The 13,813-nt window shown below is 71.0% G+C and carries 14 protein-coding genes; 4 read left to right on the plus strand and 10 right to left on the minus strand.

Going from position 1 to position 13,813, the window contains the following annotated elements:
• Window positions 1–93: 93 nt before the first annotated feature.
• The gene (locus ACZ7LS_RS31380) at window positions 94–585 is read right to left on the minus strand and encodes an Lrp/AsnC family transcriptional regulator (protein WP_382524582.1); all 492 of its coding nucleotides are present in this window, start codon (window positions 583–585) and stop codon (window positions 94–96) included.
• A gap of 253 nt (window positions 586–838) precedes the next feature.
• Between ACZ7LS_RS31380 and ACZ7LS_RS31385 the strand changes: the two genes are divergently transcribed.
• A complete protein-coding gene (locus ACZ7LS_RS31385; protein WP_385132915.1) occupies window positions 839–2,731 on the plus strand; it encodes a LamG-like jellyroll fold domain-containing protein in 1,893 nt (630 codons plus the stop codon).
• Between the two features lie 54 nt (window positions 2,732–2,785).
• Here ACZ7LS_RS31385 and ACZ7LS_RS31390 read toward each other — a convergent pair whose 3' ends face one another.
• From ACZ7LS_RS31390 to ACZ7LS_RS31400, 3 genes are all read right to left on the minus strand, one after another.
• Entirely contained in the window at window positions 2,786–3,574 is a 789-nt protein-coding gene (locus ACZ7LS_RS31390; RefSeq protein ID WP_382879210.1) for a class I SAM-dependent methyltransferase, read from the minus strand.
• Window positions 3,575–3,594: 20 nt separating this feature from the next.
• Complete coding sequence (locus ACZ7LS_RS31395) at window positions 3,595–4,011, minus strand: SH3 domain-containing protein (RefSeq protein ID WP_385132911.1); 417 nt, start codon at window positions 4,009–4,011, stop codon at window positions 3,595–3,597.
• A gap of 178 nt (window positions 4,012–4,189) precedes the next feature.
• Complete coding sequence (locus ACZ7LS_RS31400; RefSeq protein ID WP_382526989.1) at window positions 4,190–4,849, minus strand: N-acetylmuramoyl-L-alanine amidase; 660 nt, start codon at window positions 4,847–4,849, stop codon at window positions 4,190–4,192.
• 249 nt (window positions 4,850–5,098) lie between these two features.
• Between ACZ7LS_RS31400 and ACZ7LS_RS31405 the strand changes: the two genes are divergently transcribed.
• Window positions 5,099–5,707 (plus strand): GNAT family N-acetyltransferase, encoded by a 609-nt coding sequence (locus tag ACZ7LS_RS31405; RefSeq protein ID WP_385132908.1) that lies wholly within the window; start codon window positions 5,099–5,101, stop codon window positions 5,705–5,707.
• 189 nt (window positions 5,708–5,896) lie between these two features.
• On the opposite strand, the gene ACZ7LS_RS31410 is transcribed toward ACZ7LS_RS31405, so the two are convergent.
• The 4 genes from ACZ7LS_RS31410 to ACZ7LS_RS31425 all read right to left on the minus strand — a co-directional run bounded on the left by ACZ7LS_RS31410 (window position 5,897) and on the right by ACZ7LS_RS31425 (window position 9,460).
• Complete coding sequence (locus tag ACZ7LS_RS31410; protein WP_382668657.1) at window positions 5,897–6,526, minus strand: DUF305 domain-containing protein; 630 nt, start codon at window positions 6,524–6,526, stop codon at window positions 5,897–5,899.
• A 147-nt stretch (window positions 6,527–6,673) separates the two neighbouring features.
• Window positions 6,674–7,204, minus strand: coding sequence for a DUF6153 family protein (locus tag ACZ7LS_RS31415; protein ID WP_385132905.1), 531 nt, complete (start codon window positions 7,202–7,204; stop codon window positions 6,674–6,676).
• Between the two features lie 100 nt (window positions 7,205–7,304).
• Complete coding sequence (locus ACZ7LS_RS31420) at window positions 7,305–8,369, minus strand: FecCD family ABC transporter permease (RefSeq protein WP_382877711.1); 1,065 nt, start codon at window positions 8,367–8,369, stop codon at window positions 7,305–7,307.
• The gene (locus ACZ7LS_RS31425) at window positions 8,366–9,460 is read right to left on the minus strand and encodes a FecCD family ABC transporter permease (RefSeq protein ID WP_385132903.1); all 1,095 of its coding nucleotides are present in this window, start codon (window positions 9,458–9,460) and stop codon (window positions 8,366–8,368) included. The genes ACZ7LS_RS31420 and ACZ7LS_RS31425 overlap by 4 nt, the downstream gene beginning before the upstream one ends.
• 160 nt (window positions 9,461–9,620) lie before the next feature.
• Here ACZ7LS_RS31425 and ACZ7LS_RS31430 point away from each other — a divergent pair, with 160 nt between their 5' ends.
• Window positions 9,621–10,682: an ABC transporter substrate-binding protein gene (locus tag ACZ7LS_RS31430; RefSeq protein WP_382668669.1), complete on the plus strand. Its 1,062-nt coding sequence runs from the start codon at window positions 9,621–9,623 to the stop codon at window positions 10,680–10,682.
• Between the two features lie 129 nt (window positions 10,683–10,811).
• Here the strand turns inward: ACZ7LS_RS31430 and ACZ7LS_RS31435 are convergent, their stop codons facing one another.
• Window positions 10,812–11,396: a TMEM165/GDT1 family protein gene (locus ACZ7LS_RS31435; protein ID WP_382526969.1), complete on the minus strand. Its 585-nt coding sequence runs from the start codon at window positions 11,394–11,396 to the stop codon at window positions 10,812–10,814.
• Between the two features lie 458 nt (window positions 11,397–11,854).
• On the opposite strand from ACZ7LS_RS31435, the gene ACZ7LS_RS31440 reads away from it, so the two are divergent.
• Window positions 11,855–12,472: a COG4315 family predicted lipoprotein gene (locus ACZ7LS_RS31440; protein WP_382526966.1), complete on the plus strand. Its 618-nt coding sequence runs from the start codon at window positions 11,855–11,857 to the stop codon at window positions 12,470–12,472.
• A gap of 232 nt (window positions 12,473–12,704) precedes the next feature.
• Here the strand turns inward: ACZ7LS_RS31440 and ACZ7LS_RS31445 are convergent, their stop codons facing one another.
• The gene (locus ACZ7LS_RS31445; RefSeq protein WP_385132899.1) at window positions 12,705–13,631 is read right to left on the minus strand and encodes a DUF2382 domain-containing protein; all 927 of its coding nucleotides are present in this window, start codon (window positions 13,629–13,631) and stop codon (window positions 12,705–12,707) included.
• Between the last annotated feature and the right edge of the window lie 182 nt (window positions 13,632–13,813).

The following is a 13,813-nucleotide window of genomic DNA, read 5'->3' on the forward strand; positions in this document are numbered from 1 at the left end:
CAGAATAGGGAGGCCCGGGACGGGCGAACAAGAGACGAATGTTGCGCGGGACCGCAACTCTGTTGCGTGCGAGGGCGCGAGAGCGGCTACTCGTTAATCCGCGATCCGGGAGAAGCGCCCCGAACCCGCCTCGGGACTGGTCGGCAGCAGATGGGACAGCACCACGAAGCTGTGCGTCTCCTTCACGAACGATTCCGCCCGGATCCGTTCGAGGACATCCTCGAAGTGCTCGACATCGAGCGCCCTGATATGGAGGATCGCGTCGGCGCGACCGGTCACGGTGACGGCCGACTGGATCTCGGGGTGGTTCCGCACGACCTCCGCCAGCCTCTTCGGCGGCGCGGCCCCCTCGCAGAACACCTCCACGTACGCCTCGGTGTGCCAGCCCAGCGCCGAGGGTGTGACCACCGTGGTGAAACCGGTGATGACCTCGTCCTGCCGCAGCCGGTCCACCCGGCGCTTCACCGCGGGCGCCGACAGCCCGATGGACAGACCGATCTCCTTGAAACTCGCCCTGGCGTCGGCGATCAGCGCTGCGAGGATCTTGCGATCGAGGTCATCCAGGACAGTTCCGTGACGGCGCATCAGGAATCCCCTCCACTCGGACTCGGGCGCACGCGCAGTCGCGCGGCCGTAGTGACGATCTTCGTGCATCACAACGACGGCGTCAGCGGTGCACCCGGCCGCGCCGGAGCCCACCGTACGATCCGGGCCACTTCGCGCCGTGTGGGCCCATTCGTGCGGCGAAGGGCGGCCACCGTTCAGCTCCCTGCCATCGGACGGACACAGCCGATCAGCACAGTGCAGCGGACACGGACATCCAGTACATGGAGTGCGCATGAGTACGGACAGCAAGAAGAATCTGGACAGACGGGCGCTGCTTCAGGCCGCGCTCGTCGTACCCGCCGCGGGCGCCGCGGCCACGGCGCTCGACACCGTACCGGCGCGGGCGGCGACAGCGACGGCGGCGGCCACGGCAGGGGGCGGCGGAGGCCGGTTCGACGCCGACAGCCCCCGGTTCGCGCTGGCCGTCCTCCCGGACACCCAGTACCTCTTCGACGCCGACAGCTCCGACCCCGCGCCGCTGCGCGAGACCTTCCGGTATCTCGTCTCGGAGCGCGGCGAATCCAATATCGCGTTCATGACGCACCTCGGTGATGTCACGGAACACGGCACCGGCGAAGAGATCGAACTCGCCGCCGACACCTTCCGTACCCTCCACGGCAAGGTGCCCTACAGCGTCCTCGCCGGCAATCACGACATCAACGGGTCGACGGACGACCAGCGTGGCGACAGCGCGTATCTCAAGGCGTTCGGACCGAAGCGCTACTCCTCCATGCCGACCTTCGGCGGCGCCTCGCCCGACGGCTACAACAGCTACCACGTGCTGCGCGCGGCGGGCCGCGAGTGGCTGATCCTCGCGCTGGACTGGCGGGTGTCGGACGGCGGACTGCGCTGGGCGCAGGGCGTGCTCGACAAGCACCCGTCGCTGCCCGCCGTGCTGACCACCCACGACCTCGCCTGGTCCGACGACGACGGCGCGGCCCAGCTGTCGGACAACGGCAAGCGGCTGTGGGACGGCATCGTCCGCGGCAACGACCAGATCTTCCTGGCCCTGGGCGGCCACTACTGGCCGCCCGGCCGCACCGTACTGACCAACGACGCCGGTCATGACGTGCACGTCCAGATCACCAACTACCAGGACCGCTACTACGGCGGCGCCGGGATGATCCGGCTGTACGGCTTCGATCTGGCCCGTGGAGTCATCGACGTCGAGACGTTCTCCCCGTGGTTCCTCTCCCGCGATCCGGCGAAGCGGACACCCCTGGAAGCCGAGACCATCGAACTGACCGGCCCCGTCGACCGGTTCAGCCTGGACATCGACTTCACCGAACGCTTCGCGGGCTTCGCCCCGGACACACCGCCCGCCCCCCGGCCCGCCTCGGCCGTGATGCCGCGCGGCACCGTCGCCTACTGGCGGTTCGACTCCTCCGGCCTGCCGGACACGGGCCGGGCGGGCAAGCCCGTGACGGACGGCAGGGTCGCCCGTGACCTGACCGGCAACGGCAACGATCTGACGGTACGCCGGCTCCACGCGAGCGGCGCCGACGCGCTGACCTGGTCGGCCGAGCACCACCACGGCCAGCCGGCCCACGCGAGCCTGCGCTTCGACGGAGGCAAGGCCCCGGACCGGGGCGCGGTCCTCACCACCGCGGCGGGCGCCCCGCTCAACAGCGCCACCTTCACGTCGGGTTACACCATCGAGACGTTCATCAAGCTCCCCGAGCCGTTCGACGGTGATCACGCCTGGATGGGGATCCTCAGCTGGGAGGGGCGCAACGGCGACGCGGGCAAGACGACCGGCTGGTCGCCCGACGAGCCGACGTGCAGCCTCAATCTCTCCCCCGAGCGGTTCCTCCAGTTCGTCGTCTACCCGCAGCGCCAGGACGCCGACCCCACCTCCTGGAGCCACGCCGTCCCGGTCGGCCGCTGGATGCACATCGCCCTCGTCAACGACGGCCGCCGTACGGTGATGTACGTCGACGGCTCGAAGATCGCGCGGAACCCGGCCCAGAAGTCGACCGGCATCGCCACGCTGGGCAAGCCCTTCGTGATCGGGGCCACCCAGTTCGACGAGCTGTTCGGCCAGGGCTTCTACGGCTGGATCGGTGACACGCGCATCGTCAGCCGGGCGCTCGCGCCCGAGGACTTCCTGACGCCGTACGTGTGACGCGGCGGGCCCGGTGGCGGCGGCGGGCTCATGTCCGCCGCCACCGGGCCGTCCTCAGGGCCGGTCGACGAGGCGCAGCTGCGCCAGATAGGCCGGAGAGCCGGCGGCGCTGTCCTCGCGCACCTCCTCGACCCGCCACCCCGTCCCCGCCACGGCGTCCGCCAGGTGACGCGGCGGACAGCCGAGGAAGTCGTGCCAGGGGGACGCGGCGAAGCCATGGCGCACCCGCAGGGAGGTGAGCCCCGGCACCGTCGCCCGTGCGGCAACTCCCGGGCGTGCGGCGCCGGTCGCGTCGCCCGAGGAAGAACGGGAGGGAGGACGCGCGGGAGGACGCGCGGGGAAGGTGACATTGCTGCCGAGCAGTTGCGCGCCGGGCCGCGCGAGGCCGGCCAGCGCCCGCAGTACACGGTGGCGGTGTTCGGTGTCGCCGAGAAGGCCGAGGTTGGCGCCGAGCATCAAGAAGGTGTCGAACGTGCCGAGTCCGGCCGGCAGATCGTCCGGTACGCCGCCGATCTCGGCGCGTACGCCCCGGTCACGGGCGAGGGCCACCGCGCCGGGCGAGGTGTCGATCCCCACGATGTCGTGCCCGTCGCGGGCGAGCGGGGCGCTGTGGCGGCCCGGCCCGCAGCCGATGTCCAGCACACGCCCGGCGACCCGGCCGCAGGCGATCCGGTCGCACTCCCACCACGTGTCCGCTCCGGTGAAGTACTCGGCGACATCCTGCGCGTAGCAGTACCCGTTGGCCAGCTCGAAGACCAGATGGGCGCTGCCGGGGCGCCCGCCACCGGCGTGGCCCAGCCGGTAGGCCTCGCCGAAGGGATCACCGAAGGGATCGTCGTGCACGCTCGCTCCTCGCCGGTCGGTCAGCGCCGGCAGAACGGCACCGGCGACTGGTTCTCGACGTAACGGGCCGCGACATAGCCGGGCCGTGCGTCCCCGAGCAGGTACCAGAGGGTGTTGCCGTCCACGTTCTCGCCCCTGACCTTGCAGAAGAGGGGGATGACCGTGCCGGGCCGCAGGCCGCCCAGATAGGCGGAGCGGGAGGTCGGCTCCTCACGGATGCTCAGGGTGATCCGCGAGACGACCTTGCCCTTGGGTTCCCCCACGGGTACCTTCGCCGCCCGCGGGGCCGGGGTACCGTCCGCGGCGGACGAGGCGGCGGGTGACCTGGCGGCGCCGACGGGGGACCAGGCGGCGCCGGCGGGTGTCGCGGCCAGCGGCCCGGAGCAGGCGATCACGAGAACGGCGAGAGCCGAGGCGACGCGGCGCCCCGTGCGCATTCTGTACACGGTGTTCTCTTTCCCCTATGGGATGCTGGCTCCTTCTTATGGCACGTGGGATGGGACGACCGCCAGACCGGTCGGGATTCCTCACCCGAACGAGTCGGTGTGCACATGGTGTTCGGTGACGCGATCGGCAACGGCCTCCGACCGCGCCCGGGGTGGAGCCGTGGACAGGTCAGCCGTTGACCAGACCGATGTACCTGTCCCAGTCCCAGAGCGGGCCCGGGTCGGTGTGCGTGGCGCCGGGCACCTCGCTGTGGGCGATGATGTGTTCCCGTGTCCTGGGGATGCCGTATCTGGCGCACACGGCGGCGGTCAGCGCCGCGGACGACGCGTACATCGCGTCCGTGAAGTACTCCGGCCTGTCCACCCAGCCCTCGTGCTCGATGCCGACGCTGCGGGTGTTGTAGTCCCAGTTGCCCGCGTGCCAGGCGACATCCTTCTCCCGTACGAACTGCCCGATATAGCCGTCGGCCGAGGCGACCATGTAGTGCGCGGAGACCTTCTTGGCCGGGTCCTGGAAGATCTTCATCGCGTCGGGAAAGGTCTCCTGCGTCACATGGATGACGACGAAGTCGACCCGATACGTGGTCGGACGGCTGGACACCGTGTAGTTGGCGGCGCTGGCCGGGATCCAGTGGGTGGGCGGATAGCCGGCGGAGGCACGCGCCCCGGCGCCGGGAGCGCTCCGTTCGTCCGGGGCGCTCCGTTCGCCGGCGGCTCGGGCGGTGGAGGCGGAGATCGTGGCGAGTCCCAGCGCGGCGGCGCCGAGACCGGCCCCTGAACGCAGTAAGGCGCGGCGGGACGGGGACGGGGTGGGGACGTGGGCTTCCATGGTGTCTCCCGAAATCCATTGCCCGGAGGGGGTGACGCGCGTAGTGCGGTTCCATGCTGAAGCTTCCACATGGCCATGCCAATAATCGCCCGGCAAAGAAAGAAAGTGGTTCCCGGTCTGGACCTCTGGCGTACGTGACGCACCCCGGGGGCGGTTCGGCGCACCGGCCCCGGCCTCATCCTGTCGGCCGTCCGGGTTCGCGCAAAGGGCGCCACGCGTCGGGTGTGACGCGGGTGTAATACTCACCCTATGGTTTCGCGAGTTACGCGTGTGGGTGACGGGGTGGCCGGTGCGACGGTCTCGATCAGGCGGGCGACCGCCCGGGACGCCCGGCGGCTCACCCGGCTCGTCCGGGGCTCCCGCGCCTACGAGGGCCCGTACGCCCCGATGATCGCGGGGTACCGGGTCGGCCCCGACTACATCGAGACCCACCGGGTCTTTGTGGCCGTGGCGACCGGACGGGCCGCGGGCAACGCCGGTGTCGACACCGGCGCCGACACCGGCGCCGACGTCGACACCGCGCGTACCGATGAGCGGCTGCTCGGCTTCTACGCTCTCGTCCTCGTCCCGCCGGAGCTCGATCTGATGTTCGTCGCGGACGCGGCGCAGGGGCTCGGGATCGGCCGCCGGCTCGTGGAGCACATGACGGACGAGGCGCGTGGCGCCGGAGCCGACGCCGTCCGTGTCGTCTCCCATCCGCCCGCCGAGGGTTTCTACCGCAGCGTGGGCGCCCGTCGCACCGGCACCGTCGCCGCGAACCCGCCGGCCGTGATGTGGGACCGGCCCGAACTGGAGATCCCGATACCGGTCGTCGCGATCGCGGGGCCCGGGAGGAATGGCGGAGCACTGCTCTCTTGACGGAGAACCGCTTTCGTGGCGGATAGCCGCTTTCTCGACGGAGCGGCGCGTTCGTGACGGAGCGGTGCTTTCGTGACGGAGCGATGCTCTCCGGCGGAGCCGGTGCTCTCGTGGCGGAGCGCCGCCCGCGACCGACCGGGGACCGCGCGTTCGGCGCGGTCCCCGGTCGTCAAGGCCCCGGGGCCGGTGCTACTTGTCGAGCAGGTTGTTCATCCGCGTGATCTCGGCGCTCTGGGACGTGATGATGGCATCGGCCATGTCCTTGGCGCGCTGGTCGGCCCCGTCGGACTTCTCGGTCCTGGCCATCTCGACCGCGCCTTCGTGATGCCTGACCATCAGCTTCAGGAACGCGGTGTCGAACGCCCGGCCCGACGCCTTCTCCAGCGTGGACATGTCGCCCTCGGCCATCATCCCGGGCATCGAGTGCCCCGAGCCCGAGTGATCCATGCTTCCCTGCGTGGGCACCTGCGCGTCCCAGGACGTGAGCCAGCCGGACAGGGTCCTGATCTCCGGGTCCTGGGCCTTCTTGATCTCGGCGGCGAGCTTCCCGACCTCCGCCGAGGAGGCCCGGGTGGCGGCGAGGTCGGCCATCTCCACCGCCTGCTGGTGATGCGGGATCATGCCCTGCGCGAAGGACACGTCCGCGGCGTTGTGCGCCGAGCCCGCCGCCGCCGAAGCGGGGGTGGACGCGGACGCGGACGTCGAGGCGCTGGAGGACGGGCTTCCGTTGTCCCCGCCGCAGGCGGCGAGGGTGAGCGCGGCGGCGGTCACGGCCGCGGCGGTGGCGGCCGTACGGGCCGTGCGACGGTACGAGGTCATGGTGGAACGACTCCTGTGCGTGGTGGGGGAGATGAGGGCATACCGGAGGCGGCCACCGGCCCGGCGAACCGGTCCACGCGATCGACATGAATCGACGCGCATCGATGTGATCGGCTCGGCAGCGGGCGACGGCCGCGGGAGCGGCGCCTATATACGCAGGAGTTGGAGTTCGCTCAATGAAGGAGGAGCCCGGTCGCCCGTCGCCGTCCCGGGAGCCTGGCGCAGCGCGGCGGGCACGTCGAGCGGGCCGGAGGGCAGAGCCGAGGCGAGCGAGGTCGGCAGCGCGGGGCCGGCACCGACACCGGCGGCGGCGCAGGTGGCATCCGCGTGGTCCAGATGCCCGCCGCCCCCGTGCCGCTGATGCGCGCAGTCCCCGTCCACCGTGCCCGCGGCCATGGCATGACTGGACGGCGCGGGCACGGAGGACGCGGGTTCGGAAGACGCCGGTACGGAGGACGCCGGTACGGAGGACGCCGGTACGGAAGACGCCGATACGGAGGACGCCGGTACGGAAGCCGATCGCGGGCCCATGGCGGACGCGGCGTGCGCTTCCGTCGTGGGAACGGGCGACAGCCCGTGCATCGCCAGCAGACCGGTCATCACCGCGGTCACCAACAGCAGCAGCGGAACCCGCGGCCCACTGGACCGGGTCCTGCCACGTGGTGACCAACGCTTCATACGATCATCGTAAACAATGCATGGCGGTCAACACGGCGCGGCCCGGCCGTGCGGGAGCGACCTCTTCCGCCCACCGGTCACCGACCGCCGGATCACGGAGTCACCGGGGCCCGGTGTTCCTCTTCTCTCTGGACAGCAGCCACAGCAGATAGAGACCGCCGAGGGCGCCGGTGACCAGCCCCACCGGGATCTGGAACGGGGACAGGAGTCGTTGGGCCAGCAGATCCGCGGTGGCGAGGATCAGCGCGCCCATGAGCAGGGCCGAGCCGATCGGGGCGCCAGGGGCCCGGGTGATTCTGCGGGCCAGTTGAGGGGCCGCCAGCGCGAGGAAGCCGATCGGGCCGGCGACGGCGATGGCCGCGCCCGCCAGAGCGACCCCCAGCAGCAGGCCGAGCGCCCGGACGCGCGCGATGTTCACTCCGAGGGCGCCCGCCGTGTCGTCCCCCATCTCCATGAGCCGCAGCGGGCGGCCCACGGCCAGGGTGGCCACGGCGAGTACGGGCAGCGCGAGCGCCAGCGGAGTGACCTGCGGCCAGGAGACGGCGTTCAGGCTGCCGAACGTCCAGGCCTTGGCGCTCTCAGCGGACTCCAGATCGGCGCGGGTGAGAAGGAAGTCGTTGACCGACGCCAGCATCGCGCCGACGGCGATACCGGCGAGCACCAGCCGGTTGCCCGAGACACCGCGCGAGGCGGTGAACGCGTACACGACCACCGCCGTCACCAGCCCGCCGAGCACGGAGCCCGCGCCGACGCCGAGCCCGGCCGTACCCCCGCCGGCCAGGATGACGACGAGCGCGCCGCTGGTGGAACCGGTGGTGAACCCGATGACGTCCGGGCTGCCCAGGGGGTTGCGCGACAGGCTCTGGAACAGCGCCCCGGACAGCCCGAGAGCCGCGCCCACCAGCAGCGCGGCGCAGACGCGCGGCAGCCGCTGGCCGACGATGATGAACCGGTCCGTCCCCGATCCGCCACCGGCGAGTACGTCGAGGATCCGGCCCGTGTCGATCCGGTACGTACCGGTGAACACGCTGAGCGCCCACACCACCGCGCATCCCGCCAGCAGAACGGCCGCCACGACGGCGGTCCGGCCCGAGTAGCGCAGGGTGAGTTCGCCGGGAAGCCGCAGGACACGCGTCGGGGCGGCGGGACGGTACGAGGCGTTCACGCCGCGACCTCCTTGCGCCTGCCGACGAGCCAGAGCAGCGCGGGGGCCCCGACGAACGCGGTGACGATACCGACCTCGATCTCGCCCGGCGGGGCGAGCACCCGTCCCGCGATATCACTGACGAGCAGCAGGATGGCGCCGCCGGGCAGCGCGAAGACGAGCAGCGGACGCAGGTCGGGGCCGAGGACCAGCCGCAGCACATGCGGAACGACCAGACCGACGAACCCGATCGGCCCCGCGGCGGCGGTCGCGGCGCCGCAGAGCAGCATGATCGAGAGGAACCCGGCCGCGCGCACCCAGGTGACTCTCAGCCCGAGAGCCGCCCCGGTCTCGTCTCCGAGCGCGAGCGCGTTCAGGGACGGGCCGAGCGCCAGCGCGATCAGCGTGCCGGCCACGACGAAGGGGGCCGCGGCGGTGAGCGCCTCCGTACCCCGGTTCTCCAGCGCCCCCACCACCCAGAAGCGGTACGAGTCGAAGGCCGTGGTGTTGAACATCGTGATGATGCCGGTACAGGCACCGAGACTCGCCGACAGCGCCGCCCCCGCAAGGACGAGCCGGGTGTGGTGGTGGCTGCGGGTGGCACCCGAGGTGAGCGTGTAGACGACCAGCGCGGCCAGGACCGCTCCGGCGAAGGCGAACCAGATGTATCCGGAGACGCCGGTGACATGGAACGCGGCGATGGCGATCACGACCGCGAAGGAGGCGCCCGCGTTGACGCCGACGATGCCCGGCTCGGCGAGCGGGTTACGGGTGATGGCCTGCATGACGACCCCCGCCAGCGCCAGCGCGGCACCGACGACGACCGCGAGGGCGGTACGGGGCATCCTCAACTGCCGGACGATGATGGCCTCCGGGCTTCCGTCGTCATGGAGCAGCACGCGCCCCACGGTCCCCAGGGGGATGCCCCGCGCGCCGACGCCCAGGCTGATCAGTACGAGCAGGACGACGAGGGCGAGACAGCCGACCAGGGCGGCGAGGTGTCTTCCGCGCCACAGCCCGCCGGGCCGTGGGCGCGCGCCCGGTGGGCCGGAGGTTCGCCTGCTGTCGGGGCGCTGCCCGTCTCCGGCCGGGGCAGCCGGCTCCGCCTTCACGGGAACCGCTTCCCCGTACCCCGTCCTTCCGTACCCCGTCCTTCCGGACTCCGCCTTTCCAGAGCCCGCCTTTCCGGAATTCGCACCTCCGGATATGTGATCCATCGCATGACCGCCGTACCTACTCATCCGCACTTAGGGAAGCCTAAGCTAATGCCTCGTGTACCGCTTCCGTGATCTCCCTCTCATCCGTCTCGTCAGTGGCGTCGCCGTAGCCGGCGCCCTGCTGCTCAGCGGCTGTTCCACCCAGTCGGCCGACACGTCGGGCGACGCCGCGACCTCCGACGCGCCGGCCGCACCGGCCGCGTCGACCCACACCGCGCCCCGCTCCGTGCCCAAGGGCATGGGCAGCGGAAAACCGGACGGGCAATTCCCGCGCACCGTCAGCCACTTCGAAGGCAAGACCACCCTTGAGGCCGCGCCGAAGAAGGTCGTGGTGATCTCCACCGGGCAGGCCGACGCGCTGCTCACGCTCGGCACGGTACCGGCGGGTTCGACCCGCGGGGACGGGGCGGAGCTCGTACCCCGCTATCTGAAGGAGGACTTCCCGAAGGACGCCGCGCGGCTGGCGAAGGTCGTGGACGTGGGCTCGCGGGTCGACCCGAACCTGGAGACCATCGCGAACATCAAGCCGGACCTGATCCTGATGAACATCGCGGGCAAGAACGCCAAGACCCTCTACACCGCGCTGACCGAGCTGGCGCCCACCATCGCCACGCAGGGCACGGGGCTGTACTGGAAGCAGGACTTCCTGCTCGTCGCCGACGGGCTCGGCAAGACCGAGCAGGCGCGGACGTACCTCGACGACTTCCACGCCGACGCCGAAAAGCTCGGCAAGAGCCTCGACAAGCCGGTGACCGTCTCCTTCCTGCGGCTGAACGGCGACCGGCTGCGGGTCTTCGGCGTGCCCTCGTTCACCGGGAGCATCGCCGAGGACGCCGGGCTCGGCCGTCCCAAGAGCCAGCGGTTCGACAAGACCTCCCAGAACATCAGCAACGAGCAGCTGGACCGGGCCGACGCCGACTGGCTGTTCTACGGCGTCCAGGGCCCCGCGTCCAAGGTCTCGGAGCTGACGAAGGCGCCGCTCTGGCCGACCCTGTCCGCCGTCGCGGGCAAGACGGCGATCCCGGTCGACGACGACGTCTTCTATCTCAACACCGGGCCCGCGGCGGCCCGTGATGTCCTCGCGGTGCTCGACCAGCACCTGGCCCCGGCCGCCTGAGCCCGCTGTCCCCTTCCAGAAGCGTCCTGTTCGTAGAAGCGTCCTGTCCGAAGAAGCCCTGCCCGCCGGTTTTCACCGGTGGGCAGGGCTCTCCCCATACCTCCGCCTTCGCGCGGAGCCGACCGGTCGTCAGCCCACGAAGATCTCGGTCACGGACCAGATCGCGAGGCCGAGCATGCACAGACCGCCGATGCGCTGGACGGTCTTGAGGGGAACGCGCGTGGCGATGAACCGGCCGGCGAGCAGAGCCAGCGCGGACACGGACATGAGCGCGGCGGCCGAACCGATGGCGGTGGACCAGGTGCCGTTGCTGGCCGCGAGGTTGGCGGTGGTGATCTGGGTGAGGTCGCCCCACTCGCTGATGAAGACGGCCATGAACGCGGTGGAGTAGACGGGCCAGAAGCCGGTGACGGTCTTCGTCTCGCCGTTCTCGTCCTCGTCGTCGCCTCCGCCGCGCAGCAGCATGAAGGCGCCGAACGCGAAGAGAGCGGCGGAGACGAGCTTGACGATCCAGCCGGGCAGGAGCCCGATCAGACTGCCCGCGCCGACGGCGATGGCGACATGCACGAGGAACGCCGTCGAGGTGCCGAACCATACATAGAGCGGGCGCATGCGCGTCCCCATGGCAAGGGACGCGAACATGGTCTTGTCGGGGAGCTCCGCAAGGAAGATCAGCCCGAAGGCGGTGAAGATCGCCAGGGGGTCGAGATGCATTCCGGGTGGCTTTCTCTGAGGGCCGGGCCCGGATCTTCGCGAAGCCCCGTACGGAGCCAGGAGGACACTCGGCCCGGCACGACGGTGGTGCCCACAAGGCGTGGACACCGTCAATGCCTGACCGAAGGTCTCGCCCGCCCACTGGACCAGTGGGCCCGGCCACCGGGAACCCTGGGGTTCCAGTGTGTCGACGACCGGTTCGCGGGGCTACTCCCCTTCGCAGCCCCCCACAGTACCTCACTCGTCCGGAGGAGCCCAGGCCGGTACGGGCCAGGCCCCGCAAGGCCCCTGCCCTGGGCCCGGTGAGGGCCGGACGGCCGCCTGGTCAGGGGCCGTGTACTCCGAACGGCTCTGTCCGGTGGCCCGCTTTCGGAGCCTGTCGTGTAGTGGGATCTGCGACCGCGATCGGGCGGGCGCTGCGCTGCCCCTGGGGCGGCCCTGAGCTGGAGGAGACTTGAATGAGGATCAACACCAGGACAGCAGCCGCGTTGGCCGCGGCCGCACTCTGCGCCGGGGTGGTCGCCGGTTGCTCCGACAGCGGGAGCGGATCGGCCTCCAAGGAACAGCCCGCGGACTTCGTGGCGGCCTCGGCCTCCACCTCCCCGTCCGTGACGAGCTCCCCGTCGGTCAACCCGTCCGAGGAAGTGGGCAAGGTATCCGTCAAGACCGGACCCTTCGGAAAGATCCTGGTCAACGGCAAGGGCCATACGCTCTACCTCTTCGAGGCGGACAAGGCGAAGAAGTCCACGTGCACCGGCGACTGCGAGGTCGACTGGCCGCCCGCGCTCGTCAAGGGAACTCCGCAGGCAGGCGCCGGCGTCAAGGCGAATCTGCTGACCACCACCACGCGCAGTGACGGGACCAAGCAGGCCATGTACAACGGCCACCCGCTCTACACGTTCAGGGAAGACACCAAGCCCGGCGAGACCAAGGGCCAGGACCTGACCGAGTTCGGCGCCAAGTGGTTCGTCGTCAGCCCCGAGGGCAAGGCCATCACCACCCCGCCGCAGAGCGCGAGCCCCAGCGCGAGCACCAGCCCGAGCACGAGCGCCAGCGTCAGCCCGAGTGCGAGCTGACGCTCGGTCCCACCGCTCGGTTCCACGTTCCCGCACCGGCGGTTCCACGTCCCCGCACCGGCCCGAACGCTCGGAGAGGCCATGCCGCTCACCCACCGTACGCGCCGGGTGCACGTCGCCGGGCGCCCTCGACCCCGGGAAGCCGGCCGCCGAGGGCGCGCACGGCCCGCCCCCGCCGGCCACGCGGACGTGGCGGGCGGGGGCGTTCGCGTACGGCCGGTTGCCGGCCGGGTCAGCGGCCGGAGCCGCGCCTGCCTCCCGTGCCCGTGTCGGTCTGATCGGTGTCGTACTCGATCTGTTCCTTGCGGACCTCGGTGGAGACCTCCTTCTGCTCGGTCACCTTCTCCGTCTCCATGCGCACGCGCTCGACCGGGACGGACTCCTTGCGGATGACAGGCTGTTCGGCGTGCAGGGTCACCTCGGTCTGGGCCTCCCCGATACGGGAGCCGCGGATGCCGGACCGGTCCTCGGGCGCGATCGCCTCGTGGATGACCCGGACCTCCTCATGGCTGAGCGGTACGGAGGTGGTCACGTTCTCGGTCACCACGACCTTGCGCAGCCGGGCGTGGCCCACCTCGTGTTCCTCGGTGCTGACGTGCAGCTGCTCCTCGGACCGGATCAGTTCCTCGCCGTACTGTTCCTTGCCCTCGCCGGGCATCGAGCCGCGCACCCCGGCCATCGGCCGTGCCGCGCCGGCGGTGGCGGCGAGACCCGGCCGCGCGCCGGCCCCCGTCCCGGCCCCCGTCCGCCCCGTGCCGGAAGCCGCGCTCGTGGCCGTGCCGGAGGTCGTGCCCGTACCTGCGGCGGCGCCCGAGGCCATGCCCAGACCCCCGCCCGTGGCGGTCAGACCGTAGTGCTTGTAGAGCTGCTTCTCCTGACTGGGGTCCAGATGCTCGTCCGCGTCCAGCCGCGGAGCTTCCTTGACGGTCTCCTTCGCGTACGGGACATGGATGTCCTCACCCGCGCGGCGGGCGCCGGACAGCGGGACGAGGCTTTCCTTCATGCCGAACAGACCGGTCTTCACGGTGACCCACTCCGGGCGGCCCGAACGGTCGCCCACATAGACCTGGCCGACGTTGCCGATCTTGTCGCCGTCCTTGTCGTATATGGGCAAACCGTTGAGCCTGCTGGGGCTGTCGAACACGCCATCGGCTGACATCAGCGATCACTCCTCGCGTGGGGGAAGCGCGTCTGCGGGATTGGCCCCTCACGGTCAGGCGCGCACGACTCCATCGCGCATCCGTCCGGGACCCGGGGCAACCGGGGCGGCGTGCCGGCAGTGTCCCGAGCCGGCCCCGGGTGCCTGTCGGAGCAGCGTTCACGGTGGTCGGTGCCGTCGCG

Source organism: Streptomyces sp. NPDC039430, assembly GCF_055639435.1.